This is a genomic window from Devosia sp. A449, assembly GCF_054489375.1.
On record NZ_JBTMWU010000001.1, the window covers coordinates 819,730 to 843,719 of the forward strand.

The following is a 23,990-nucleotide window of genomic DNA, read 5'->3' on the forward strand; positions in this document are numbered from 1 at the left end:
GCCCGCCAGCCCTTCCTCCTAACCGCCAAGAAGGATATTGACCTTGCCGCGTCGTCCTATTTGGCTCCTTACATCCCCGTTTGGGGGATACTCACTTACCGATACGCTGGTGCAATGGCTTTGGTTGTACTAGGGGACTTAGCGATTGACCGCAGACGTAGTAGGACTTTGAAAGTGAACGATCCAAACCCGGGTTCTCTGCCAGTGGTTTTTCTGGGCGGCATCTTCACCCCAGCGCAGACCAACTATGTTCTGGAGCAATCAAAGGGGAACATTCAAAACGCTGCCGACGCGTTCCAGAAGAACATCATCCGTGGGCTGACAGAAAATTCCGGGGTGGACGTTTCGCTGGTAAACCTGCCCTTTATCGGCACCTATCCCTACTTGTTTTCCAAGCCCAAATTCCCCGGAACGCATGAAGAGGTTTTCGGCGACGTCAAGGTGGTCGGGATGCCTTTCGTCCTGGGCCGCCCCTGGAAAACGTTCTCTCGTTTTTTGGCTGCTGCCAAGGGCCTGAAACAGCTCGACACCCAACGCGGTTCGGTCATTCTTATTTACTCGGCTCACTTGCCGTTCCTGGCGGCTGCCTTGTGGCAAAAGCTTCGAAAACGGGATACCCGCGCTTGCCTCGTCTTACCGGACCTTCCGGAATTTATGGATGAGCGCGGCATACTTTATGCCATGGTAAAGGCCGTTGAATCCCGCCTGTTCCGCCTTCTGGCGAAGCGACTTGACGGGTTTGTTGTTCTAACCAGGGCCATGGCAGGTCAGCTCAGACTTGATGACAGCAAATTCGTAGTCGTCGAGGGGATTGCAGCACCATCGGATTTGCCGGAAATCGAGCAATCAGATACCGGCAAGCGAGTGTTTCTTTATACGGGTACACTGGCTTCACGTTACGGCATCGCCGACCTGATTGAATCCTTTCAGAAAGTCAAAGGTGACAATGCGGAACTGTGGATCGCCGGCGAAGGAGATGCCCGAGAGCATATCATCGTAGCCGCACAGCAGGATACTCGCATAAAATTTTTCGGACAGGTTTCCCGGCCCGAAGCTCTTCGGCTTCAAATGGAAGCCACGGTACTGGTAAACCCGCGAAAGCCAACAGGCGAATTTACTAAGTACTCCTTTCCCTCGAAAACGATGGAGTACATGGCGTCTGGACGGCCAGTAGTTATGTTTCGGCTGCCAGGCATGCCTGAGGAGTATATCCCGCACTTTATCGATCCCGGCATGGGCGGTGCAAACGCTATGCAGCGAGCGATTGAAAAGCTCGTCAACACCGACCTTGGTGAGTTGAAGGCGTTCGGCGCGAACGCGAGACAGTTTGTCCTGACTCAAAAGAACGCAAAAGCGCAGGGTTACAAGATTCTTGCGCTCATGAGTTCTGTCAGCTCGCGCCAGGAGGTGTACCGTCCTTCCCCTACTTGACGCCCGTGCCAAACGCCTCGTGCTTGCCGCATTCTCGGGACTGGCGGGACGGCTGGTGACCCTGCTGGCCCCCGTGATCGCGACTCCGGCCATGCTGGCCTATTTCGGCGATGCCGACTTCGGGCTCTGGGCCACGGCCGTGTCGATAACCACGATCGCTGTTGTCGCGGATCTGGGGATTGGAAGTGGCCTTTTGACGAGAGTATCCGCGGCTCACGGCCATAGTGATGCGCTTGCGGTTCAACGTTATGTTTCTAGTGCTCTAGCCATTCTTGGGCTTATTGCGGCAGCTGTGTTTGTTGTGACAGCTATTGTCTTTTGGGTGTTCGGCACGTCGCCAATCGTTTCCACCGTTGTGCTGACCTTCATCCTGGGCATCCCGGGGGCGCTGTTCTTCCAATTCCTGTTCGCAGTGCAACGCGTTCCGTTAGCCAATATATTGCAGATCGTCAGTGCGGCGCTGTCGGTCTCTTTCGCAGTCGCCTCTATAGCCCTGAATCTACCCCCATGGGTCGTGACCCTGGCATACTCGGGCCCGCCGGTTTTCGTCACCTATGTGGGATCGGTCATCCACTTTACCCGAAATCCAAACTATCGGCCGGCGCTAAGACTGGTCGACCTCCCACTAGGCAGGGACCTCTTGCGGCTTGGCTCGCAGTTCTTTGTATTATCCGTTCTGACGGCTATCGGCATGAACGTGGACAATATCGTGGTAGCCAGCCAAGTCGGGCCGGACGCAGTGGCTGCGTATTCCATTCCGATGCGACTTGGTTCGCTTCTGACACTGATCATTGTGGCTATTACCATGCCGATGTGGGGTGCCAATGGCGAGGCCATCGCAAAACAGGAATATGATTGGGTTCAAAAGAGCGCAGCCCGGATCAGTCTTGTCAGCGCGGCCATGGTAACGATTGCCGGCGCCCTCTTATTCCTGGCCTCGGACTGGATCATCCAGCTATGGGTGGGGCGTAGCTTTGAAAATCAGAGGCTCGTAATTCTGGGCTTTGTTGCCCTGTCAATTGTTACGGCGATTACGTCGCCATACAATATGGTGCTCAATGCACTGGGGAAAGTCCGGGTACAAATCTATGCTTGGGGCTTGTTCGTTGTGGTGGCTGTGTTTGCCAAACTGGTGATTGCGGCCTCAGCAACATGGGCGCTTGCCACAGTTAGCGCCATTGCATATGCCGCAGTCATCCTCCCCGCTATAATCTTCGGTACGCACCGAGCTTTGGAAAAAGCACGGGCTGCGACGGAGGCGTAAGACGGTCGAGGATGCCGGGTGGCGTATGGCCCGATCGGCGGCATTGCTGGCCAAGCCCACTCGTCGTGTGGAAGCCGGGCGAACGCCATGCCTCAGTTACACCACGCAAGGGGCACGATCCCGCTAAGATCCATCACCTGCTCTGAGGTCCGACCTGCATCGAAACACCGGCAAGTATGGCGCACCCGACACGATTCGAACGTGTGGCCTCTGCCTTCGGAGGGCAGCGCTCTATCCAGCTGAGCTACGGGTGCATCCGTTTTGCGGAGCGCAGGCCCCGGCTGAACAGGGCGCAACCTACCCAATGCATCGTCAAGGTGCAATACCGAATGCTCGATGACACGGTCGCGCCCGTGAGGTGTCAGCTTTGCCAGCATATGTGCCGAGATGGGTGGCGTTCGGCAACCTGCGCACGCGTCTGGCTAAATGACTCGGCCACCCACGACCAAGAGCGTGAATTCCTCAGGTTGCTGGCGGAAAAGGACCGAGCTATGCAGCACGCAATCGATGAGTATCCGAAGATCGGTCCCAAGCTGTGAGGACGCGCTCCAACTGGTTCTGCAGGGTACGAATGCTGTTATTGGAAAGCAATTCGATGAAAAGGAGTCTAGCGTGATGGTACGGACCAGGACGCCATTGCGGGTAGCCGTTCCTTGTATGCGCCCGACAACACGCAATCGAGCGAGGCATGAAAACTAAAGAGGCGATCTGAGCTTGATGCAGCTATCGCCCTTAGGCTCGACGCTGAAACTCATAATAATTGCAGAATTTGAAGAACCTGGAGGGCCGAATGGTTCAGAGCAAGGCCAGCCGGCTCATGGCCCCCGAACCGCATGATCGGTGCGATTGAGCAACCAGTTCTTTACCTCATGGTGCGAGCAAGCCAAGCAGTGAGCTGGATGGCTCAATCGATCACACTCAATCCTTGCGAAGGAGCCAGGAATTGGGGGACGGTGGCAAAGACTTTAGACCGGACCTGACTGAGCGCGCGACGACTGGCCGGATACTTCCCCGGCTACCGGTCGGGCGCTGATTTTCACGGGGGCTGGCCAACGCCTCTGATTGTGTCTTCGGCAAAATGACGGAAGCTTCAATCCACGCTTCTATGTCCTCCGGACGATAAAGGCATTTGTCGGTCGGTTTGTAGAAGCGCGGCCCCTTGCCATTGGACGCCAGCTTAGCCAAAGTATGAGCCGAAATGGGATAGCGCTCAGCAACCTGCGCGCGCGTGAGGTAGATTGTTTGCACTTACTGCGCTCCTAAAGTGAGACCGTAGCCTGAGAGTGTCGGAGGCTAGACCGTAAGGCAAGCATCCGCCACCTTATGCCGGCTGCGCTCCCGTTCAGCAGCCGGCGCTCCCCAGGTAGCCTGATAGGACCTGCGGCCGGCCTAACGGGGAGCAACTTTACATCCCGCCGGGGCGAACCAAAGTCCTTGCAGGTTGCAACGTGATGCATCCATAGAGAAACCCCGCACCGGCATCAATCTGTGCGGTATCTCATGGTTTCGAACGTGTAGGAGCCGGGAAAACCCGGTCGCTGTCCTGCTCTTCGGTCAACGCCGCCCGCTGCACAATGGATAGATCAGCAAACGCGTGAGCTCTTGTAGTTCTTCGAGCTCGATGCTGTGGGCAGCTCACACCGCATCTCGCTTAGAGTCGGGCGTTGCCATTTTTTGCGACCTCGGACTCTACGAAACCTGGAGGCTATCTAAGGGCTCAGGTCACATTCCCCAGGGCAATGACCACCCCGCTCGTATTTTGCTTGAGAACTGGTGCACGGCACTGGTACACAATGAAGGTTAACTGCAGTTGCAAACGCCAGCATTTCTGGGCTTTTTTCAGGCATTAGTTGGAGTCCCTTTCTCTCCGCCATATCCCCCCGAAACCAGTGACTTAAAAGACTTGGGCCCCCGGAAAATCTTCGGGACACATGCATGTTGCACGTGACGTCCCCGATCTCCGGCCTGTTGGCCCGAGTCGCAGGAAGTCATGGCGGCGAAGTGCGGCTGTGTGGAAAAGGTTGGAGCGCAAGCGAATCCCGCGCGCCTGGAAGCGCCGGGTCAAGCCGCTCATCTTGGGTTGGGGGCTTGGCGTTTGGCGAAGCCGCCAAGTCTAGAAGTCGAAAAGCGTGCGAATAGCTGTCGCATCACATGGTAAATAGCCCAATTCTCCCAGAGCAGACGCCACGGTTCGAACAAGCGCCGCGTTGCTGGGCGCTGTTTCGCCATTTGGAAGCAGGAAATTGTTCTCGAACCCGACGCGAATGTGACCGCCGAGCAACGCTCCGGTGACGACGCACGCCGCCTCCTGCCGTCCGAAAGCGCATACGCTCCAGTTCGGAAACGAGGGCATGTTCGGCGCCAAAAATTGCAGCAGTTCGGAGGGTTGTGACAACTGTCCAGCGGTGTAGCGCCCCAGTACGTAAAGTACGGGAATGTCATTCCATGGCACAAGGCCACGCCGGATCATGGCCGCAAGACGAACAGCCTCTCCGGGATCATACAGGATAATCTGGGGTCGAACGCGTTCCTGCTTCATCCACAACAACAGATCGCCAAAAGCCAACTCTTCATCTGCGTCCGGCACAAGTTCCCGCAACGCCAGCGTCGCCGCCTCGGGCCGCGTGGCTTTCAACACCGCAATCTGTTCAGCAGGTGCGTAAATGCCGAGCGCTTCAGTGGTAATCTGAACAACGAGGCGGTCGCCAACCGCCTCGCGGATACGTGCAATTGCCTCTTTGTAGGCCGTGGCATCCAGCAAATGGCCTCCATCGGCGGTGCGCACATGCAGATGGATCATGCTGGCGCCCGCTTCGAGGCATTCTGCCGCGCACAAAGCAAGCTCATCTGCCGTAAGAGGAATCGCCGCGTGGTCCTCCTTCCTGTGTCGCCCCCCATTCGGCGCGATCGCAATGCAGACTTGGCGTGGTTTCACGATCATTCTCCACGGGAAGCGCCTTGCTTTAGCCTTGGACTGGACCGCGGCTTTCGGCGCTCGGCATCTAGACCGCCATGAAGCCGCCATCGACCGGCAGAGTCACGCCAGTGACATAGGAAGCCATGTCCGAGGCCAGGAACACCACCGGGCCGGCGACCTCCTCGGGGTTTCCATTGCGGCCCAGCGGCACGCGGTTGAGCTTGTCGCCCTGGCGGCCGGCCGACATTTCGGTGAGCATGATGCCCGGCGCAATGGCGTTGACGCGGACGCCATCCTTGCCGAGTTCGCGGGCCATGTATTTGGTGAGCGAGACGATGCCGGCCTTGGCCGCGCCATAGCCCGGGCTCGAGCCGGGGGCAATGAAGGCCGAGATCGAGGCGGTGTAGATCACATTGCCGCGCGACTGCTTGAGCAGGGGAATGAAGGCGCAGGTCATGTCGAACTGGGCGGTGAGATTGATGTTGATGGTATTGTCCCAGGCCTCGACCAGGCCGGCGTCGCCGAGCGAAACGCGCGGTGCGATGCCGGCATTGTTGGCCAGCGTATTGAGCCGGCCATGGTCGGCGGCGATTTGTTCGGCGAAGGCGGCGACGGCCTTTCGGTCGCTGACGTCGAGCGCGTAGCCCCAGCTTTCCGCCCCGGTCGCCTGCAACTCGGCCGCCATATTGGCAGCAGCATCGGCGTCGCGGTCGACAATGATCACGCCCGCGCCGGCCTCGGCGAATCCACGCGCCATCGCTGCGCCCAGGCCGCGCCCGGCTCCTGTTATCATTGCCAGCTTGCCATCCAGTAGGCCCATGCCATTCTCCTTGCAGTTAGGCGCAATCGATCCAATTCGATCCGCAGAAATAATTCGGCCCATACCTGGGGCAGTGGGTTATTGACCCTGAAATGCCTGCCAGGTCTGGAAGGCATTCATGATGTGCAGCCGCATCGCCCGGTCGGCGGCTTCGGCGTCCTGCGCCAAAATCGCTTGCGCCACCACGGCGTGTTCACTCTGGGCGCGCTTGTATTGCGCGTCATTGGTCAGGACTGCCACCTGGCGCGTCAGATAGAAATTGCCGGCCAGAAAGATCAGATGGCGCAGCCGGTCATTATGCGCGGCGGTCAGGATGGCCTCGTGGAAGTCGCGATTGGTACTAAGCCGTTGGGTTGACTCGCCCGTTGCCAGCGCACTGCGCTGTTCGTGGCAGGCCATGATGGCGCGGCGTTCTTCGGCGCTGCCGCGCTCGGCGGCAAAACGAGCGGCGAGCCCTTCCAGCGCAGCGCGCACTTCGTAGTTTTCGCGGATCTCGATGGCGGTGAATTCGCGCACGGCCCAGCCGCGCTTGCGCCGCACCAGCAGGCCATCGGCCGACAGGCGCTGCAGCCCTTCACGCACCGGGGTGCGGCTGGTGCCGAACTTGGCGGCGAGATCTTCCTCGATGAGCGGCTCGTTGGGACGCAGTTCGCCCGCGACGATGGCGAAGCGTAGTCGCTCATACATGGTTGCGGGCTGGGACTCCGATGGCGTGGTCATGGGGCGGGGGTCCTAACGCGAATGCAGCACGGGTATGCGGGCTGACTGCCGAAATAATGCGCCTCAAGGCGACCGCTGAATCGGGGCCAGACCCCGTCAGCCGAAGAAGAAACTATTGACATCTTAGCGCAAGCCTATAGGTTCGCATCCAACCTTGTATGCAATGTTTAACCCTATGAACTGGTTAGGGCAATGCGTCAACAGGGGAGGGTGAGCAGCAGCAATGCGCCGCCTCAATACGCAGGAAGAAGTGACGATAAGAATTCCCGCCCCGTCGCCGGGGCGGAAAAGTGATGTGATATCAACGGGTTTTCATTTACGCGGGGGTCGGATGGCCCCGAGCGCGATGGCGATCCGTCCCACAGGAAATCTGCTATGACGCCTCTGCTCTATACGTCCGAGATGGACTTGCCGCCCGAAGATTTCCGGACCTTCGCGCAGTGGTTTGCCGGCAAGCATGCTCCCGATCTGTGGGAGGCCGGTTTCTTGACGTGCAGCTGCTATCGCGCAGTCACGCCCGGGGACGTCACGCTGATCGACTTCTACCAAATCCCCTCCTGGGACGTACTGAACCAGCCGCCTTACACTGAGCTGAAGGGCGACGCCGGCAAGGCCTATGTCAGCGGCGTCAATCGTTGGGGCGCTTCGGCCGTCTATGATCAAGCCCGCATCGACGAATATGTGCCCGAGAAATGCAGCTTCCGCCTGCTCGGCTGGCTGACCATGATCCGCTATGACGGCGATCTGCCGGCGATCGAGGCCGCGCTGCAGGCTGGCGACTCAGTGTTTCGCGCTGCTGGTGCGGTCCGGGCGCGCTATAGCCGCCATGGCATGCCGCATCCGCGTCGTCCGGTGCGCAGCCGCCCCGAGGGTGCGCTGATACTGGAAAGCGAGAACGAGCAGCAGGCAATGAGCCTGCTCAAGGCGCTGGAGGCAGCGATGCCCGCTTCGGCGCAGAATGTCAGCAGCTTTGTTGGTCAATGCGTTGTGCCCTGGCCCGTCACACAGGTTCACGGCGACTAACCGCCATCAGCCCCCGCGCGCCATGGCGCGCTCTTCGGAAGGTGCCAATCATGCCCCGATCCTCCTCTGAGGCCGCAACGCTGCGGCCAGTCGTCACGTCATTGCGACGTCTGCCCCGGCGTGGGCTCGAACTGAATTGGCGCTATCTGGGCAACCGGCTGGCGGCGACGGTGTTTGCTATCTGGGCGGCGGTCACCATTGTGTATTTTCTGATGATGGGCACCGGAAACCCGGCGCTGCTGCTGGCGGGGCCACAAGCCACGGCCGAGCAAATTGCGGCATTGAATGCGCTCTACGGCTTCGACCAGCCGGCCCATATTCAGTATCTGAATTTTCTCACCTCTAGCCTATCGGGCAATTTCCCGGATTCGCTGCGCTTCGGCATCTCGCCGTTCCAGGTGCTGGCGCCGGCCATTCCGCAGACCCTGTTGCTGGGCGTCACTGCATTGCTGATCGGCGCGTGCCTGGGCTTCACCGTCGGGTATTTCTCGGTGCTGGGTAGCAATCGCGTGCTGCGCGAGCTGCCCCTGGCCCTGCTCTCGGTCGTGCAGGCTACGCCGGTGTTCGTCGTCGGCATTGTGCTGGTGCTGGTGTTCGCGATCCGGCTGCGCTGGCTGCCGACCGGTGGCAATACCAGCCTGCTGCATCTGGTACTGCCGGCGCTGACCCTGGGGCTGATGGTGGCGCCGCCGGTGGCGCGGCTATTCCGCGCCAGCCTGATCCAGCAGCTTGAGGCCGATCACATCCGTACGGCCAAAGCCAAGCAGATTTCGATGCGCCAGGTCCGTTGGCGGCATGTCGCGCTCAACGCCGTGGTGCCCGTCATCGCGCTGCTGGGCATGCAGGCGGGTGGCGTGCTGGGCGGTGCTGTGCTCACCGAGACCATCTTTGGCTGGCCGGGGGTGGGCACCACGCTGGTCGGCGCGGTTGGCCTGCAGGATTACCCGGTCATCATCCTGACTGTCATGCTGATCGCGACAGCGGTCTGCCTGTGCAACTTCATTGCCGACGTCGCCACCTCGGTGTTCGACCCGCGCACGAGGATCACCCCATGAGCGCTGTCAGCGAAACCGTGCCGACCATCGAGATGACCCGCATGCGCGGCAATCCATTGCCACTGCGCGGCTATATCGGCCTCGCCATGATCGGGCTGTGCCTGGTCGTTGCTGTCCTGGCGCCCTGGATCGCCCCGTTCGAACCCAACAAGAGCGATTTGATGGCGCTGATGTCGCCGCCATCGCTATCGACCGGGCATTGGCTGGGCACCGATGATCTGGGCCGCGATATTTTCAGCCGCATTCTTTATGGGGCACAGCCCGTGATGCTGGTCGGGGCGATTGCCACGGCTCTGTCGCTGGTGCTGGGGGCAACGCTGGGCATGGCAGCCGGGGCGGGGCATGCCTGGCTCGACCAGTTCCTGTCGCGGCTGGCCGATGTGCAGATGACCATTCCGGGCCTGGTGCTGGCACTGCTGGCGCTGTCGCTGTTCGGTACCAAGCTGGAAAACCTGATCCTGATCCTCGCCATCGAAGCCTGGCCACTGCATTTCCGCGTTGCCCGCGGCTACATGCAGAATGTCCGCACCCAGGGCTATATGGAAGCCGCTTGGCTGGCCGGAGTGCCCGGCTGGCGCGCCATCTGGCGCCATGCCGTGCCCGGACTCATCCCCCTGCTGTCCGTGACCGCATCGATCAGTGCTGCCGGCATCATCATGACCGAAGCCGGGCTGAGCTTTATCGGCCTGGGTGTCCAGCCGCCGACCGCCGATTGGGGCCTGATGATCTCGCAGGGCAAGGTGCAACTCGGCTCGGCCTGGTGGCTGTCGATCATGCCGGCGATCGCGCTCGGCGTGCTGCTGGTCGGGGTGCAGTTCCTGGGTGACGCATTGTCGCAAAAATTCATGGTCGGCAAGAGGGGCAGCCTGTGATGGAGCCGCTACTGGAGATAGACGACCTGCGGGTCATGACGCGCGAAGACGGCACTGAACTGGTGCATGGCGTCAGCCTGACGCTGCAGCGCGGCCGGATTTTGGGCGTGGTTGGTGAATCGGGCTCGGGCAAAACGCTGTCGGCGATGACGGTAGCAGGCCTGCTGCCCAACGCGTTGCGGGCCGAAGGCCGGATCCGGCTTGACGGGGTCGACCTGCCGACCGATGTCACCGATGCCGACCGGGCGGTTCGCGTCGTCAAGATAGGGATCATTTTTCAGAACCCATCGACGGCGCTGAACCCGCGCCTGACCATCGGCGCGCAACTCGAAGAAGCGCTCGCGCCTGAAACAAGGCGTGATCGGGCACTGGCTGCCAATGAATGCCTGCGGCTGCTGACTGAAGTCGGCATGACCGACCCGTTGAGCAAGCTGACCGCCTACCCCCATGAACTGTCAGGGGGGCTGGCGCAGCGTGCGGTCATCGCCATGGCGCTGGCGCGCAAGCCGGTGCTGCTGATTGCGGACGAGCCCACCACGGCGCTCGATGTCACCATCCAGGCCCAGATCCTGGATCTGGTGATCGGGTTGCAGCAGCAGCATGGCTTCGGCGTGCTGCTGATCACCCATGACATGGGCGTGGTCCGCGACCGGACCCAGGACGTCATCATCATGGCCGGCGGTCGCGTCGTCGAAGCCGGTACAACAGAGCATCTGTTTCAGCACGCTCAGAGCCCGGTGGCGCGCGCGCTGCTGCAGGCCAACCGGCTGGTGTTCGGCGAGACCGCGCCGCTGCAGGCTGGGGAGCCACCGCTGCTGCAGGTGAGCGGTCTATGCAAGACCTTTGGTCGTGGGCTCCGAGCGGTCGGTAATGTCAATCTGACGGTGGCCCCTGGCCAATCGATTGGAATTGTCGGCGAATCCGGTTCGGGCAAGACCACGCTGGCACGGATCATTGCCGGGCTCCAGGGCTGGGACAGCGGCAGCGTCATGCTTGATGGTGCGCCGCGTCGGCAGCATTCGCGCTCGCCACTGATCCAGTATGTCTTTCAGGACCCGTATTCCTCGCTCGATCCGCGAATGGCCATTGTCGATATCGTGGCCGAACCGCTGCAGGCGATGGGCATGCGCCGTGGGCCGGCGCGCGACCGCGCGTCCGAGCTGCTGGCCGAAGTGGGGCTGGATCGCTCGACCTGGTACCGGCCGCCTGGAACACTTTCGGGCGGGCAGCGGCAACGCGTGGGCATTGCCCGCGCCATCGCGCCCGATCCGCAATTGCTGATCTCGGACGAGCCAGTCGCTTCGCTCGACGCCACGGTGCGCGAACAGGTGCTGAACCTGCTGCTCAAGCTGCAGTCGAAGCGGCGCATGGCACAGCTGCTGATCTCGCATGATCTGTCGATCGTCACCCGGCTGTGCAGCCATGTGATCGTGATGAAGGGCGGCGAGATTGTCGAACAAGGCGAGGTCCGCGCGATCTTCGAGAACAGCCAGCATCCCTATACGCGACTGTTGCTCGACGCGATCCCGGGCCGTGCCAACGCGGCCGAAGCGCTGACGGCCTGATCCCATCCCCGGGCCCACAACGCCCGGGCCGCTTGAATACAGCTATCCAATGGAGGACTAGAGGATGCAACGCAGAACCCTACTGGCCGGAGTCGCAATGGCGGCCGTCCTGACTGCAACCCTGCCTTGGGCCGCGACGGCTCAGGAGCAGAACTACGGCGAAACCCACCAGCTGACCATGGGCCTGCCCGTCGCTATCGAGAACATCGATCCGGCACAGGCCGGCGGCATGCGTATCGATCTGAGCATCGTGGCGTCGATCTACAGCTCGCTGACGGAGATTTCTCCCGAGGGTAAGGTCGTGGGCGCCGCAGCTAAGTCGTGGCACCAGACCGATGATCTCACCTGGGTGTTCGAGCTGCGCGACGATGTGCGCTTCTCTGACGGCACCCCGTTCACCGCCGAGACGGTGAAGTGGAACCAGGACCGGCTCAAGGTGCAGGAACGCGCCGGCTGGATCGTCACCTCGATGCGCAATGTCGAGGCCGTCAACGTGCTCGGCACGTATGAAGTCGAGTTCAAGCTCAAGGCGCCGGACCTCAACCTGGCGCGTCGCCTGGCCGGCGTGTTCCATCTCGACCCGACCTGGGCCGCAACCCACAATCCCTCCGTCGAGGCGATGGGTTCGGGTCCCTACAAGATGATCAGCTACAACCCGGAAACCGGTGTTGAGCTGGTGCTCAACGACACCTATTACGGCGCTGCGCCGGAGTTCAAGAATGTGCGGTTCCGCGTGGTGACCGACGAGGCCGCGCGCATCAATGCGCTCAAGGCCGGTGAACTCGATACCGCTGCCCTGATCAACACGCAGGACCTGCAGCAGCTCGAAGAGTCGGGCAATCTGGTGGTCGGCATCGTGCCGAGCGCTCGCGTGCAGATCATGCGCTTCAACACGCTGGTCAAGCCGATGGACGACCTCCGCGTGCGGCAGGCCATCAACTATGCCATCGACAAAGAAGGTATCACCAAGGCACTGTTCCGTGGGCAGGTCAGCCCGGCCAACAGCCAGATGCTGAGCGTGCTGCATACCGGCTACAATCCTGACCTGAAGGCCTGGCCCTATGACCCCGAGAAGGCCAAGGCGCTTCTGGCCGAAGCCGGCTTTCCCAATGGCATCGATATCGAAATGGCCTATGGCAAGGGCACCTATGTCGGTGGCGAGCAGGCGGCACAGTTCGTCGTGGCACAATTGGCCGAAGTGGGCATCCGCGCCACGCTGAGCATCGCGCCCAGCACCGTGCACCACAAGCGCGCGGCCTCTGACGAACAGGCAGCGCTGAGCTGGTACGGCTATGCCGACACCGCGACCATTTCTGCCGATACCATGTCCTATATCGCCACCGGCTTCCTGCACACCCGCGGGCCGCTGCCGCCGGCAATGGATGAGGCCCTGGGCCGCGCCAAAGCCGCACGGACCGTCGAAGAGGAAGTCGCCGCCATGCACGAGGCCACGCAGGCCGCCGCTGATGATGCCCTCGCCGTGTTCCTGTGGGACCTGCCGCAGAGCTACGCCTATAGCGACAAGGTGGTCTGGCCGATCCGTGCCGACGACTGGACGCTGCCGCGTGACGTGAAAGTGGCGCAGTAATCACCCAATATCGGCGGGCTCCGTGAGGGGCCCGCCGGTTTCGTTTCATGACGTCGCCGCGTGGAGGCGGCTGCGTCGCAGGAGGTCAGTTCCATGTCTGTCATTGAACGCATTGTCGGCTACACCGATGAACTGGTGGCGATCCGCCGCGATCTGCATGCCCATCCCGAGCTGGGCTTCGAGGAAGTCCGCACCTCCGGCATCGTCGCCGAGTTGCTGGCGTCCTGGGGCATTGCGGTGCATCGCGGCATCGGCGTGACCGGCGTGGTCGGCGTGCTCGACGGCAAGCGGGCGGCACCGGACGGTGCAGTAAGCCGCAGCATTGGCTTGCGGGCCGACATGGATGCGCTGCCGATGGAAGAACACACCAATCTGTTCTACGCCTCCAAGGTGCCGGGCAAATTTCATGGCTGCGGCCATGATGTGCACACCACCATGCTGCTGGGCGCCGCGCGTTATCTGGCAGAAACCCGCGACTTTTCTGGCCGGGTCGTGTTCATCTTCCAGCCGGCCGAAGAGGGCCTGGGCGGCGCTCGCGCCATGCTCGCCGACGGCCTGTTCGATCGCTTTCCCTGCGATGAAATCTACGGCATGCACAATTACTCGGCCGAAGCGCCGGGAACGGTCACCATCAAGCCGGGTGCGGCGATGGCCGGTGCTGACTTTTTTGATATTCACATTCAGGGCAGCGGCAGCCATGCGGCGATGCCCGAGCGGTCGCGCGATCCGCTGATCGCCGCGACGCAACTGGTGCAGGCGCTGCAGACCATCATCAGCCGCAATCTGTCGGCCCTGCAGCAGGCGGTCTTGTCGGTGACCAAGATCAATGCGGGCAGCGCCTATAATGTGGTGCCCGATGCGGCGACGCTGGGCGGCACGCTGCGCTATTTCGACGAGGCGGTGGCCGAAGTGGTGCGCGGCCGCGTGGCCGAAATCGCGCGTGGCATCGAGGCGATGTTCGGCGTTACGGTGACGGTCGAGTTCCGCAAGGTGTTCAGCCCGCTGCATAATGACGAAACCCTGACCGACGCCTATGTCGCGGTGGCGCGTGGCGTGGTGGGCGCGGACAATGTCCGGTTGCTGGAGAAGCCGTTCATGGGCAGCGAGGATTTTGCCGACATGCTGCTGGTGCGGCCCGGCGCCTATTGCATGGTCGGTCATGCTGGCACGGTGCCGGCGCATAATCCGAAATTTGTCGTCGACGAGGGCATCATCCCGGTTGGCGCCAGCATCTATGCCCGCATGGTCGAGAGCCGGCTGGCCTGAGCCGTGCCCTGGTTATGACGAAGTATACCAACGTCTGATCGACCCGCTCGATCTGGAAGCCGTAACCTCATATTCTGCACGCCGCCGCAGCCCTCCAAACCCCGCTGGAACGCCACGATGCTCAAGCTGTTTTTCTCGTCCGCCTCACCCTATGTGCGCAAGGTCATGGTCGCCGCCATTGAACGGGGCGTGGATGATCAGATCGAGTTTCTGGCGGCGGCGGCCAGCCCGATCAATCGCGATCAGAATATCGTTGCGCACAACCCGACCGGCAAAGTGCCGACGGCGATTCTGCCCAATGGGCGGGCGCTCTTCGATTCGCGCGTCATCTGCCAATATGTGGACGTCATGGCGGGCGGCGGGGTGCTGTATCCGCAGGGCGAGCGATATTTCGATGTGTTGACGCTGGAGGCGCTGGCCGACGGCTTGCTCGATGCGGCGATCTTGCTGCGTTATGAAACCATGACGCGGCCGGAAGCGCTGCGCTGGCCCGAGTGGATGCAGGGGCAGTCGGACAAGATCGGTTCCTGCCTGGCGGCGCTGGAAAACGGCGCGCTCGACGAGATCGAGGGTGAATTCCACGCTGGCGCAATCGCCGTGGCCTGTGCCTTGGGCTATCTCGATCTGCGGTTTGCCGCCCGCAACTGGCGGGCGGAAGCGCCGAAGCTGGCGGTCTGGTTTGCAGCGGTGTCGCAGCGACCGTCCCTGCAGCGCACGGTGCCGGTCCTGCCTAAGGCCTGAATAGCCTGCTGCTGGCTCGAGAGAGCCGCCTAGCGCTTGCGCCCGAGTTCGCCGAACAGCCACGGACAATCGGCGACCGGCGGGGCGCGGCGCCCATTGCGTGCCGCTTCCAGACGCATCTCGCGCAGGCGGCCGCGCCCACCTTCCTCGGTCAGATAGAGCCGTTCGTGGCCCCAGAAGCTGGGCCCGTCGACCGTCTCGTGCGGCTCCCAGGTCGCCGGCTCGATGACCCGGCCGCCCCAGCCGCTTTCGACAAAAAAGCCGGACGGGGTGTTGGCGTAATAGGAGGTCATGTAGTCGTTGGTGTGCCGCCCAAGGGTGTAGGCGATGCGGTCTTCTTCCTGCTGGGCAAGATCGAAGCCCTGGCCGACATCGTCCAGATTTTTGAATTCCACCATGAAGTGATGAAAGCCCGCCTCGCCTGATCCCACCATGGCAAAGCTGTGGTGGCGGCCATTGACATGGAAAAAATACAGCGGGTAGGGCGCCAGCCCATAATCCGAGACGTGAAAGTCCAGTAGGTCACGATAAAACGGCAGCATGGCGTTGATGTCGCGCACATGCAGCACGGCGTGGCCCATGCCGAGCGGGCCGGTGTTGAAGCCGTCGATTGGACGCCCCGGCATGAAGGGCGTGGTCGCCAGCATCGGCTTCCAGAACAGCTCGACGCGATTGCCGGCGGGATCGTCGAAATGAATCAGCTCGGTCACGAAGCGCCGGTCGGCCAAGGCATGCGTGCCCAGTGTGACCTGCACACCAGCGGCCTCAAGCCGTGCGGCATAGGTCTGCAGATCGTCGCGCTCAGCGACTTCCCAGCCCATGAAGGCCAGTGTGTCGCCCGGCTCGTCCGACACCAGCAGACGCTGCATCTGGTCGTCCATGCGAAAGGCCAGCGCGGTGCGACCACGGTCGATCTTCTGCATGCCCAGCAGACGGCCGGCAAAGTCGGACCAGTCGTCAAGCTTATCCGAGCGTACGCCAAGATAACCCAATGCTGAAATCGCCATCGTCACGTCCTCTTGCTAATATGACCGGCGTCCGACGGGCGACGGTCCCGGCTCACTGGCCCCGAAATCCCTGCCAGGTGTGGAAGGCGTTCATGATGTGCAGCCGCATCGCCCGGTCCGCAGCGTCGGCGTCCTGATCCAGAATTGCCTGGGCGACCGCGCCATGCTCGGCCTGGGCGCGCTCGTATTCGGCGTCGTTGGTCAGCACGGCCACCCGGCGCGTCAGGTAGAAATTGCCGGCCAGAAAGATCAGATGGCGCAGCCGGTCATTATGCGCGGCGGTCAGAATGGCTTCGTGGAAATCACGATTGGTGCTGAGGCGCTGGGTTGAGTCGGGCATGTTCAGCGCGCGGCGCTGTTCGTGGCAGGCCATGATGGCACGGCGTTCTTCGTCAGTGCCACGTTCGGCGGCGAAGCGAGCGGCGAGCCCTTCCAGCGCCGCGCGCACTTCGTAGTTCTCGCGGATCTCATTGGCGGTGAATTCGCGCACGGCCCAGCCACGCTTGCGCCGCACCAGCAGGCCGTCGGCCGACAGGCGCTGCAGCCCTTCGCGCACCGGAGTGCGGCTGGTGCCGAATTTGGCGGCGAGGTCTTCCTCAATGAGCGGTTCGTTGGGGCGCAGCTCTCCCGAGACGATGGCCAAACGCAGGCGTTCGTACATCGTCGCGGGCTGGGACTCCGATAGCGTGGTCATGGGGCGGCTGTCCTAAGGCAAATGTGAAACATATGGGCATCCGTCTGCCGACATGCCGCGCTCTCAGGAGCGACGCCTGGCACTGCAGCCATTGCCGCGGGACGCGGGCGGCTGCGTGCGGAAGCGCAACGGCGCAATCGACCCCCTAGGCCGACCACATCAAGCCGCCAGGCGTCAAGACGGCAACCCAACCAGCGCCCGGACATGGCGGCCTGAGAAGAAACTATTGACATCTTCGAATGAGCCTATAGGTTCGCATCCAACTTTGTATGCAATGGAAGTTATATGGACCTGTTGGGGCTTTTCGTCAACAGGGAGAAGGCGATCGGTGCCGGTCCAGCGCCAGAGCGACACAGAAAATAAGGCAGAAGCCCTAGATATTTGAGGAGGAAACCATGAAGCATTATCTCCGCGCCCTGTGCGTGCTCTCGCTGTTCGCTGCGCCGGTCCTGCCGGCACAGGCGCAGGCGGATTATCCCGCCAAAGCCATCACCCTTCTGGTCCCGTTCCCGGCCGGCGGCTCCACCGACGTGCTCGGCCGTTATCTGGGCAATGAGCTGTCCAAGCGGATCGGCGTGCCCGTCGTCATCGAAAACCGTGGCGGCGCGAGCGGCGCCATCGGCGCCCTGCATGTGGCCAAGTCGGCGGCGGATGGCTACACGATCCTGCTGGCAACCGGCGGCGCGATCACCATCGCGCCGAACAAGGGCGGCGACCTGCCCTACGATCCGATCAACGATTTCACGCCTATCGCGCTGATTGCCGACACCCCGATGTCGCTCAGCGTGCGCGCCGAGAGCCCGTATCAGTCGATCGCTGACATCGTGACTGACGCCCAGCAGCGTCCCGACAGCGTCAGCATCGCCATCCCGGGCATTGGCACCGTGTCCCATCTTCTGGGCGAGTTGTTTGCCCAGACCGCCGATATCAGCCTGCGCAAAATTCCGTATCAGGGCGCCGCGCCGGCGATGACCGATGTGCTCGCCGGTCAGGTCGATCTCATCGTTTCGACCATCGCGTCGATCGATCCATTGCTGGCCAATGGCTCGGTGCGGACGCTGGCCACCTTCACCAAGGAGGAAGCCATCGCCGGCGTGCCGGTGATCCGCGAACAGACCGGTTTTGAAGATCTGGAAGTTCAGGTCTGGGTGGGGCTGCTCGCTCCGGCGGAAACGCCCGAAGCTGTCATCAGCCGCCTCTCGGACGAATTGCTGGCCATCTGCAATACGCCGGAAACCGAAGAATACTTCACCCGCATTGGCGCGCAGACCGCGTGCGGCGGCCCCGAAGTACTTGCCACCACCATCGACAGCGACTTCCTGCGTTGGAAGACCGTCATCGAGCAGGGGGGCATCAAACTTGACTAATAAAGGACAGAATATGCGAGTTGGAATTGTTGGTGCGGGCAATATTGCCTTTGTGAGTGCGGGCTGGCTCGCGCTAGGTGGGCATGAAGTCTCGATGTGGTCGCGCTCGAACAGCGTTGCCGATTTGAACAATGCCAACATGCAGGTCATCGGCCTGGCTGAAGGCGAAGGTAAAGTCGGCGTCGCGGCGACCGCGGCGGACCTCGCTGCTAGCTCCGACATCATCGTGATCACCATTCCGGTGGCCAGCCATCGCGCGGTGATGGATGCCTTGCTGCCCCATCTGACGAGCGAACATACCGTCATCGTCAGCTCGATGAGCTCGCTGTCGGCGCTGTATCTGCATGAAGGCGCCAAGAAGCGCGGTCTGGACCTGACGGTTGCCGGTTTCGGCACCACGGTGATGACCGGGCGTCGCGTCGGCAACACCACCGCCCGCATCACCGGTCGTCGCAAGAAAATCGGTGTGTCGGCGCTGCCGGTCAGCGAGACCGATGCGATGGTGGCACTGTGCCAGAGCATGTTCGGCGACGGCTTCGTCCCCGAGCAGAATGCGCTGGGCAGCACGCTGACCAATATCAACCCGATCGCCCATGCCCCGCTGACGGTCTACAACTGGACCCGTATCGAGCGCGCCGAAGTGTGGTCGCAATATTACTACATGTCGCCGCGCGTCAGCGCCGTGATCGAAAAGCTGGATGCCGAGCGTCTGGCCATTGCGGCAGCGTTTGGTCTGAAGGTTCGGACCGTCGAGCAGCATTTCGCCGAGTCGTTCTCGGCTGAAGCCACGACCATGGGCGAGATCGCTGCAGAAATGCACGAAAAGCGCAACGCCATCGCCGGGCCGATCGACATGAGCACCGGCTATTTCTCGTCCGATATTCCGTATGGTCTGGTGTTCAACGAAGAGTTGGGCAAGTTGCTCAACATCAAGACCCCGGTGACGTCGGCCATGATCGACGCCGCTTCGCTGATCACGGGCAACGAATTCCGTACCCTCAATGATCTGCTGGAACCGCTCGGGATCAGCTCGGAAACGCTGGCCGGCCTCAAGCAGCGCGTCGGGGCGCAGGCGCAACCATGAAACTCGCAACGCTTAACAACGACACCCGCGACGGTCGGCCAGTCCTGGTCGATCGGACCATGGTTCGCGCCGCCGATATTGCCGACCTTGCACCGACCATGCAGGCCGTGCTGGACAACTGGTCAGCGCTGTTGCCGGCGCTGACCGAGCGCTACAACCAGCTCAACGCCAACACACTGCCCGGCGCGTTCGACTTCGTGGTCGAGAACGCCATGGCGCCGCTGCCGCGCGCCTATCAGTGGGTCGACGGTTCGGCCTATCTCAGCCACGCCGAGTTGGTGCGCAAGGCGCGCAACGCCGAAATGCCGGACTTCCTCTATAGCGACCCCCTGATGTATCAGGGCGCCTCGGACACCTTTATCGGCGCGTTCGACGATATCGAGGTGGCGGACGAGGCCTGGGGCATCGACCTTGAGGCTGAGATCGCCATCATCGTCGACGACGTGCCGATGGGTACCGGCGTTGAGCAGGCGGCCCAGCACATCAAGCTGATCGCGCTGGTCAATGACGTCAGCCTGCGCAATCTGATGCCGCGTGAGCTGGCGAAGGGTTTCGGTTTCCTGCATGCCAAGCCGTCCACGGCTTTTGCCGCTGTGGCGGTGACCCCTGACGAGCTTGAATCGCATTGGGATGGCGCGCGCCTCAATCTCAAGGTCAAGACGCAGGTCAACGGCGAAATTCTGGGCGAACCGCATGCCGGCACCGACCTCAATTTCGACTTTCTGACGCTGGTCGCCCATGCCGCCCATACCCGCCGGCTGGCCGCTGGCACCATTATCGGTTCCGGCACGATTTCCAACCGCGATCCGGCGGCGGGCTTTGCCTGTCTGCAGGAGCGGCGGATGACGGAAATCATCGCCAATGGCGCCGCGACGACCGAGTTCCTGAAATTCGGCGACACCGTCGAAATCTCGGTGGACCTGCCCGATGGCCGCAGCGTGTTCGGCCCGATCCGTCAGCGCGTGAAGCAGTATCGCGGAGCCTGATTGGGACACCCCGATTATCCGAAAGTGGAAGCATAAATGACGTTGAAACACACTTTAAGTGTGCTGGCCGCCGGGGTGCTGGTCGCCCTGAGCGGTCCACGTCTGGGGCATCGCGGGCGGGGGTTAGGAGACTATGCGCGGGGTGCCGATGGGCGCCCCTCGTTCACATGTGCCAGCAAAGGGGAGGAACTATGCCTGCAAGAGACTATCGCGATATTTTCGGTGGCGGCGCGCTGATCCTGATCGGCGGCTTTATCGCCATTCATGCGCTGACCACGCTTGCGCTCGGCAACATCGCCAATATGGGGCCGGGCATGTTCCCGGCCGGGTTGGGTTGCATTCTGAGCGCCCTTGGCCTCGCCATCGTGGTGCCAGCGCTATTTCGCGCTGCGCCGCTACCGAGCGTGGATGTTCGCTCGCTGGTCGCTATCCTGGCCTCGGTGCTGGCCTTTGCGCTGTTGCTGGAGCCGTTCGGGCTGGCGCCGGCCATTGTTGGGATGACGCTGATTGCCAGCCGCGCCGACGGCAAGCTGTCGCTGCTGGGCGCCGGCATCCTGGCGGTCTGCCTGTCAATCGGCACCACGCTGATCTTTCAGGTCGGCCTTGGTCGACAAATTTCCATTCTGACATGGCCCTGGTGACACGATGCTGACCGAACTTTTCGCGAATGCCGCGCTTGGGCTGTCAACGGCGATGACGTTGAACAATCTGCTCTATTGCGCTCTCGGCGTGACGCTGGGCACCTTTATCGGCGTTATTCCCGGCGTCGGTACGCTGGCCACGATGTCGATGCTGTTTCCGATGACTTTTTACCTTGATCCGACTGCAGCGCTGATCATGCTGGCCGGCATCTGGTACGGCAGCAACTATGGCGGCAGTACCGCCTCCATCCTGCTCAATCTTCCAGGCGGGCCATCCAACGCGGTCACCTGCCTTGACGGCTACCCGATGGCCCAGCAGGGCCGGGCCGGTGTGGCGTTGATGATGACCACCGTGGCTTCGTTCTTCGGGGCGAGCGTGGGCATCATCCTGATGATGCTGGCCTCCAAGCCGCTGGTGTCGATCGCGCTGAGTTTTGGCGCGACGGAGTATTTTTCGCTGATGGTGCTGGGGCTGGTGGCAGCGTCGGTGATCTCGGACGGCTCGGCGGTCAAGGGCATTGCGATGGTCGTGCTCGGCATCGCACTGGGGGTGATCGGCACCGACATCTACACCGGCACGGCCCGTTTCACCTTTGGCTTTCTGGAACTGTATGACGGCGTCAGCCTGGCTGCTCTGGCCATGGGTCTGTTCGGCATCGCCGAAGTGATCGCCAGCATCAAAACGGTGCATGCCGGCAGCATCGACAATAACATCACCCTGCGATCGATGTTGCCGACCGGCGACGACGTGCGGCGCTCCTGGATGCCGATGATCCGCGGCTCGGCCATCGGCTCCTTCATTGGCGTCATGCCGGGCGTCGGTCCGGCAGTGGCGTCGTTCATGTCCTATGCCGTGGAAAAGAAGGTGGCCAAAGATCCATCCCGGTTCGGCAAGGGCGCCATCGAAGGCATTATGGGGCCGGAATCGGCCAACAATGCCGCCGATCAGACCTCGTTCATTCCCACCTTGTCGCTGGGGATTCCCGGCAGTGCCACCATGGCGCTGATCCTGGCGGTGCTGGTGATGCATGGCATCACGCCCGGTCCGAGCATGATCGTGGAACGTCCCGAGATGTTCTGGGGGCTGGTGATGAGCTTCTGGGTCGGCAATATTCTGCTGGTCATTCTGAACGTGCCGCTGGTCGGGATCTGGGTCCGGGTGCTGACGATCCCGTATCATCTTCTCTATCCGGCCATCGTCGTGTTCATCTGCATCGGCGTTTACACCATCAACAACAGTGTCTTTGACGTGATGATGGTGCTGGTGTTCGGCGCGATCGGTTACGCCATGCGCGTCATTGCCTTCCCCGCCGCGCCGCTGTTGCTCGGCTTCGTGCTGGGGCCGATGATGGAGGAGCATTTTCGCCGGGCCATGCTGATTTCGGGGGGCAATTTCATGACCTTCATCGAGCGGCCAATCAGCCTGTCCTTCATGCTGGCTACGGTGGCGCTGCTGGCCTGGAGCACCTGGAGTGCATCTCGGCCCGCTCGACGAGCGATGCTTGTTTGACGGGTGCCGCTGACTGAGGTGGCCGGGCATTTCATGGCCATGGTCTTGTTTAACGACGACAGCGCGTGAAGCCGTGCTGTCGTCATCTGCATCTGGCGTTGAGGCCGCGGCGTTGATCCAGCGCCGCCGCATCCGAGACAGGTCGGGCTGAGCTTTCGGCCCAGCCCTTTGGTCTCAGGCAGCGATCTGGCTGCTGACCGCGCCGGTCACCAGATCGGCCGTGGCCATGGACAGGGTCCAGCCGAGATGGCCATGGCCGGTATTGTAGAAGATGCCGGGGCTTTTGCCGCGCCCGACCTTGGGCATCATGTTCGGCATCATCGGCCGCAGACCCGCCCACGGCACCACCCGGTCGGTATTGACCTCGGGAAACAGCTGGCGCGTCCAGTCCACCAGCGGGCGCACGCGATCATGACGAATATCGCGGTTCTCGCCGTTGAATTCGGCGGTTCCGGCGACCCGGAAGCGGTCGGGGCCGAGCCGGCTGGTGACGATCTTGGCGGCATCGTCCAACAGGCTCACCCATGGGGCCGCCGCCTGGCTTGCCGCATCTTCGAGCATGACGGTGATCGAATAGCCTTTCACCGGATAGATATTGACCCGGTCCCCGACCATGGCAGCGAGCCGCCGACTGGCGATGCCGGCACACAGTACAATCCCGTCGAAGTTGCGGGTTTCAGTGGTGATGGTTCCGCTTTGGCTCGACGCTTCGGGCATGAAGGTGACGCTGGGACGGCCATTGCCATGGTTCAGGCCCTGCACGTCGGCGTCCTGCTCAAACCGCACGCCCAGCTTTTGGCACCGAGCGGCCAGTTCGCGGGTGAATTTATGAATATCGCCGGTAGCGTCGGAGGGGGTGAAGAAACCGCCATGATAGCTGCCCGTCACCGCCGGCTCGATCTGTCGGATTTCTGCGGGTGTCACCGCCCGGCGTTCGAGACCACCCTTGTTGAGCAGGGCATTGACGGCGCTGGCGTGATCGAAAGCCGGTTTGTCACGGTAGATATGCAGGATGCCCCGGGTTTCGAGGTCAAAGGCAATATCTTCGGCGGCCGCGACCGCGAGCAGGCGCTGCCGTGCGGTGATGGCCAATTTGGTCGTGGCCACGGTATTGGCCTGGTAATTGCCGATATTGCCGAGGAATTCGGCCATCCAGGAATATTTGTGCCAGCTCGGCTTGGGGTTGAACGAGAGCGGCGCATCGGGGCGCAGCAGCCATTGCATGCCATGCAGGATGGTCGACCAGCTGTTCCACACTTCAGCATTGCTGGCTGAAAGCTGGCCGCCATTGGCAAATGAGGTCTCCATCGCCGGATAGCGGTGGCGATCAAACACGGTGACGGAAAAGCCTTGTTGCGCAAGCGCATAGGCAGTGGTTGTGCCGGTGATACCGGCACCGATAACGGCGATCTGACGCATAGGACCTCGTAGAGACAATG

At 61.8% G+C, this 23,990-nt stretch carries 21 protein-coding genes and 1 tRNA gene; 14 read left to right on the forward strand and 8 right to left on the reverse strand.

Annotated elements, in window-relative coordinates:
• Positions 1 to 174: 174 nt before the first annotated feature.
• Complete coding sequence (locus ACX3OW_RS04010; protein WP_459094438.1) at positions 175 to 1,431, forward strand: glycosyltransferase; 1,257 nt, start codon at positions 175 to 177, stop codon at positions 1,429 to 1,431.
• Between the two features lie 19 nt (positions 1,432 to 1,450).
• The gene (locus ACX3OW_RS04015) at positions 1,451 to 2,695 is read left to right on the forward strand and encodes an oligosaccharide flippase family protein (RefSeq protein WP_459094439.1); all 1,245 of its coding nucleotides are present in this window, start codon (positions 1,451 to 1,453) and stop codon (positions 2,693 to 2,695) included.
• Between the two features lie 177 nt (positions 2,696 to 2,872).
• Here ACX3OW_RS04015 and ACX3OW_RS04020 read toward each other — a convergent pair.
• The 5 genes from ACX3OW_RS04020 to ACX3OW_RS04040 form a co-directional block, all read right to left on the reverse strand.
• Positions 2,873 to 2,949, reverse strand: a tRNA-Arg gene (locus tag ACX3OW_RS04020).
• 664 nt (positions 2,950 to 3,613) lie between these two features.
• Entirely contained in the window at positions 3,614 to 3,943 is a 330-nt protein-coding gene (locus ACX3OW_RS04025) for a helix-turn-helix transcriptional regulator (protein WP_459094440.1), read from the reverse strand.
• 865 nt (positions 3,944 to 4,808) lie between these two features.
• Positions 4,809 to 5,630, reverse strand: a complete 822-nt coding sequence (locus ACX3OW_RS04030; RefSeq protein ID WP_459094441.1) for a beta-keto acid cleavage family enzyme — start codon at positions 5,628 to 5,630, stop codon at positions 4,809 to 4,811.
• A 67-nt stretch (positions 5,631 to 5,697) separates the two neighbouring features.
• Entirely contained in the window at positions 5,698 to 6,432 is a 735-nt protein-coding gene (locus tag ACX3OW_RS04035) for an SDR family NAD(P)-dependent oxidoreductase (RefSeq protein ID WP_459094442.1), read from the reverse strand.
• A gap of 78 nt (positions 6,433 to 6,510) precedes the next feature.
• Positions 6,511 to 7,152, reverse strand: coding sequence for a GntR family transcriptional regulator (locus tag ACX3OW_RS04040; protein WP_459094443.1), 642 nt, complete (start codon positions 7,150 to 7,152; stop codon positions 6,511 to 6,513).
• A gap of 375 nt (positions 7,153 to 7,527) precedes the next feature.
• Between ACX3OW_RS04040 and ACX3OW_RS04045 the strand changes: the two genes are divergently transcribed.
• From ACX3OW_RS04045 to ACX3OW_RS04075, 7 genes are all read left to right on the forward strand, one after another.
• On the forward strand, positions 7,528 to 8,175 hold the full coding sequence (locus ACX3OW_RS04045) for a hypothetical protein (RefSeq protein WP_459094444.1): 648 nt from the start codon (positions 7,528 to 7,530) through the stop codon (positions 8,173 to 8,175).
• A gap of 50 nt (positions 8,176 to 8,225) precedes the next feature.
• Positions 8,226 to 9,230, forward strand: a complete 1,005-nt coding sequence (locus ACX3OW_RS04050) for an ABC transporter permease (protein ID WP_459094445.1) — start codon at positions 8,226 to 8,228, stop codon at positions 9,228 to 9,230.
• Positions 9,227 to 10,102, forward strand: a complete 876-nt coding sequence (locus tag ACX3OW_RS04055) for an ABC transporter permease (protein WP_459094446.1) — start codon at positions 9,227 to 9,229, stop codon at positions 10,100 to 10,102. The genes ACX3OW_RS04050 and ACX3OW_RS04055 overlap by 4 nt, the downstream gene beginning before the upstream one ends.
• Positions 10,102 to 11,667 (forward strand): ATP-binding cassette domain-containing protein, encoded by a 1,566-nt coding sequence (locus ACX3OW_RS04060; RefSeq protein ID WP_459094447.1) that lies wholly within the window; start codon positions 10,102 to 10,104, stop codon positions 11,665 to 11,667. The genes ACX3OW_RS04055 and ACX3OW_RS04060 overlap by 1 nt, the downstream gene beginning before the upstream one ends.
• 97 nt (positions 11,668 to 11,764) lie before the next feature.
• Positions 11,765 to 13,255: an ABC transporter substrate-binding protein gene (locus tag ACX3OW_RS04065; protein ID WP_459094448.1), complete on the forward strand. Its 1,491-nt coding sequence runs from the start codon at positions 11,765 to 11,767 to the stop codon at positions 13,253 to 13,255.
• A gap of 93 nt (positions 13,256 to 13,348) precedes the next feature.
• On the forward strand, positions 13,349 to 14,521 hold the full coding sequence (locus ACX3OW_RS04070; RefSeq protein WP_459094449.1) for a M20 aminoacylase family protein: 1,173 nt from the start codon (positions 13,349 to 13,351) through the stop codon (positions 14,519 to 14,521).
• A gap of 117 nt (positions 14,522 to 14,638) precedes the next feature.
• The gene (locus tag ACX3OW_RS04075) at positions 14,639 to 15,262 is read left to right on the forward strand and encodes a glutathione S-transferase (RefSeq protein ID WP_459094450.1); all 624 of its coding nucleotides are present in this window, start codon (positions 14,639 to 14,641) and stop codon (positions 15,260 to 15,262) included.
• A gap of 29 nt (positions 15,263 to 15,291) precedes the next feature.
• Here the strand turns inward: ACX3OW_RS04075 and ACX3OW_RS04080 are convergent, their stop codons facing one another.
• Both ACX3OW_RS04080 and ACX3OW_RS04085 read right to left on the reverse strand, forming a co-directional pair.
• Positions 15,292 to 16,269, reverse strand: coding sequence for a VOC family protein (locus ACX3OW_RS04080; RefSeq protein ID WP_459094451.1), 978 nt, complete (start codon positions 16,267 to 16,269; stop codon positions 15,292 to 15,294).
• Between the two features lie 52 nt (positions 16,270 to 16,321).
• The gene (locus ACX3OW_RS04085) at positions 16,322 to 16,963 is read right to left on the reverse strand and encodes a GntR family transcriptional regulator (RefSeq protein WP_459094452.1); all 642 of its coding nucleotides are present in this window, start codon (positions 16,961 to 16,963) and stop codon (positions 16,322 to 16,324) included.
• 395 nt (positions 16,964 to 17,358) lie between these two features.
• Here ACX3OW_RS04085 and ACX3OW_RS04090 point away from each other — a divergent pair, with 395 nt between their 5' ends.
• The 5 genes from ACX3OW_RS04090 (at position 17,359) to ACX3OW_RS04110 (ending at position 22,551) form a co-directional block, all read left to right on the forward strand.
• On the forward strand, positions 17,359 to 18,330 hold the full coding sequence (locus tag ACX3OW_RS04090) for a Bug family tripartite tricarboxylate transporter substrate binding protein (protein WP_459094453.1): 972 nt from the start codon (positions 17,359 to 17,361) through the stop codon (positions 18,328 to 18,330).
• A gap of 13 nt (positions 18,331 to 18,343) precedes the next feature.
• Complete coding sequence (locus ACX3OW_RS04095) at positions 18,344 to 19,414, forward strand: NAD/NADP octopine/nopaline dehydrogenase family protein (RefSeq protein ID WP_459094454.1); 1,071 nt, start codon at positions 18,344 to 18,346, stop codon at positions 19,412 to 19,414.
• Positions 19,411 to 20,400, forward strand: coding sequence for a fumarylacetoacetate hydrolase family protein (locus ACX3OW_RS04100; RefSeq protein WP_459094455.1), 990 nt, complete (start codon positions 19,411 to 19,413; stop codon positions 20,398 to 20,400). Before ACX3OW_RS04095 ends, ACX3OW_RS04100 begins: the two co-directional genes overlap by 4 nt.
• 191 nt (positions 20,401 to 20,591) lie before the next feature.
• Positions 20,592 to 21,041, forward strand: a complete 450-nt coding sequence (locus ACX3OW_RS04105) for a tripartite tricarboxylate transporter TctB family protein (RefSeq protein WP_459094456.1) — start codon at positions 20,592 to 20,594, stop codon at positions 21,039 to 21,041.
• 4 nt (positions 21,042 to 21,045) lie between these two features.
• Positions 21,046 to 22,551 carry a tripartite tricarboxylate transporter permease gene (locus ACX3OW_RS04110; RefSeq protein ID WP_459094457.1) on the forward strand — a complete coding sequence of 502 codons (1,506 nt, stop codon included), beginning with the start codon at positions 21,046 to 21,048 and terminating at the stop codon, positions 22,549 to 22,551.
• Positions 22,552 to 22,725: 174 nt separating this feature from the next.
• Here the strand turns inward: ACX3OW_RS04110 and ACX3OW_RS04115 are convergent, their stop codons facing one another.
• Positions 22,726 to 23,970: a D-amino acid dehydrogenase gene (locus ACX3OW_RS04115; protein WP_459094458.1), complete on the reverse strand. Its 1,245-nt coding sequence runs from the start codon at positions 23,968 to 23,970 to the stop codon at positions 22,726 to 22,728.
• Positions 23,971 to 23,990 lie beyond the last annotated feature (20 nt).

Coding starts and splice junctions, on each gene's coding strand:
- ACX3OW_RS04055 (WP_459094446.1), top strand. CDS start 9,227: ATGAGCGCTGTCAGCGAAACCGTGCCGACCATCGAGATGACCCGCATG.
- ACX3OW_RS04105 (WP_459094456.1), top strand. CDS start 20,592: ATGCCTGCAAGAGACTATCGCGATATTTTCGGTGGCGGCGCGCTGATC.
- ACX3OW_RS04045 (WP_459094444.1), top strand. CDS start 7,528: ATGACGCCTCTGCTCTATACGTCCGAGATGGACTTGCCGCCCGAAGAT.
- ACX3OW_RS04065 (WP_459094448.1), top strand. CDS start 11,765: ATGGCGGCCGTCCTGACTGCAACCCTGCCTTGGGCCGCGACGGCTCAG.
- ACX3OW_RS04075 (WP_459094450.1), top strand. CDS start 14,639: ATGCTCAAGCTGTTTTTCTCGTCCGCCTCACCCTATGTGCGCAAGGTC.
- ACX3OW_RS04085 (WP_459094452.1), bottom strand. CDS start 16,963: ATGACCACGCTATCGGAGTCCCAGCCCGCGACGATGTACGAACGCCTG.
- ACX3OW_RS04080 (WP_459094451.1), bottom strand. CDS start 16,269: ATGGCGATTTCAGCATTGGGTTATCTTGGCGTACGCTCGGATAAGCTT.
- ACX3OW_RS04100 (WP_459094455.1), top strand. CDS start 19,411: ATGAAACTCGCAACGCTTAACAACGACACCCGCGACGGTCGGCCAGTC.
- ACX3OW_RS04095 (WP_459094454.1), top strand. CDS start 18,344: ATGCGAGTTGGAATTGTTGGTGCGGGCAATATTGCCTTTGTGAGTGCG.
- ACX3OW_RS04050 (WP_459094445.1), top strand. CDS start 8,226: ATGCCCCGATCCTCCTCTGAGGCCGCAACGCTGCGGCCAGTCGTCACG.
- ACX3OW_RS04110 (WP_459094457.1), top strand. CDS start 21,046: ATGCTGACCGAACTTTTCGCGAATGCCGCGCTTGGGCTGTCAACGGCG.
- ACX3OW_RS04040 (WP_459094443.1), bottom strand. CDS start 7,152: ATGACCACGCCATCGGAGTCCCAGCCCGCAACCATGTATGAGCGACTA.
- ACX3OW_RS04060 (WP_459094447.1), top strand. CDS start 10,102: ATGGAGCCGCTACTGGAGATAGACGACCTGCGGGTCATGACGCGCGAA.
- ACX3OW_RS04035 (WP_459094442.1), bottom strand. CDS start 6,432: ATGGGCCTACTGGATGGCAAGCTGGCAATGATAACAGGAGCCGGGCGC.
- ACX3OW_RS04115 (WP_459094458.1), bottom strand. CDS start 23,970: ATGCGTCAGATCGCCGTTATCGGTGCCGGTATCACCGGCACAACCACT.
- ACX3OW_RS04070 (WP_459094449.1), top strand. CDS start 13,349: ATGTCTGTCATTGAACGCATTGTCGGCTACACCGATGAACTGGTGGCG.
- ACX3OW_RS04090 (WP_459094453.1), top strand. CDS start 17,359: ATGAAGCATTATCTCCGCGCCCTGTGCGTGCTCTCGCTGTTCGCTGCG.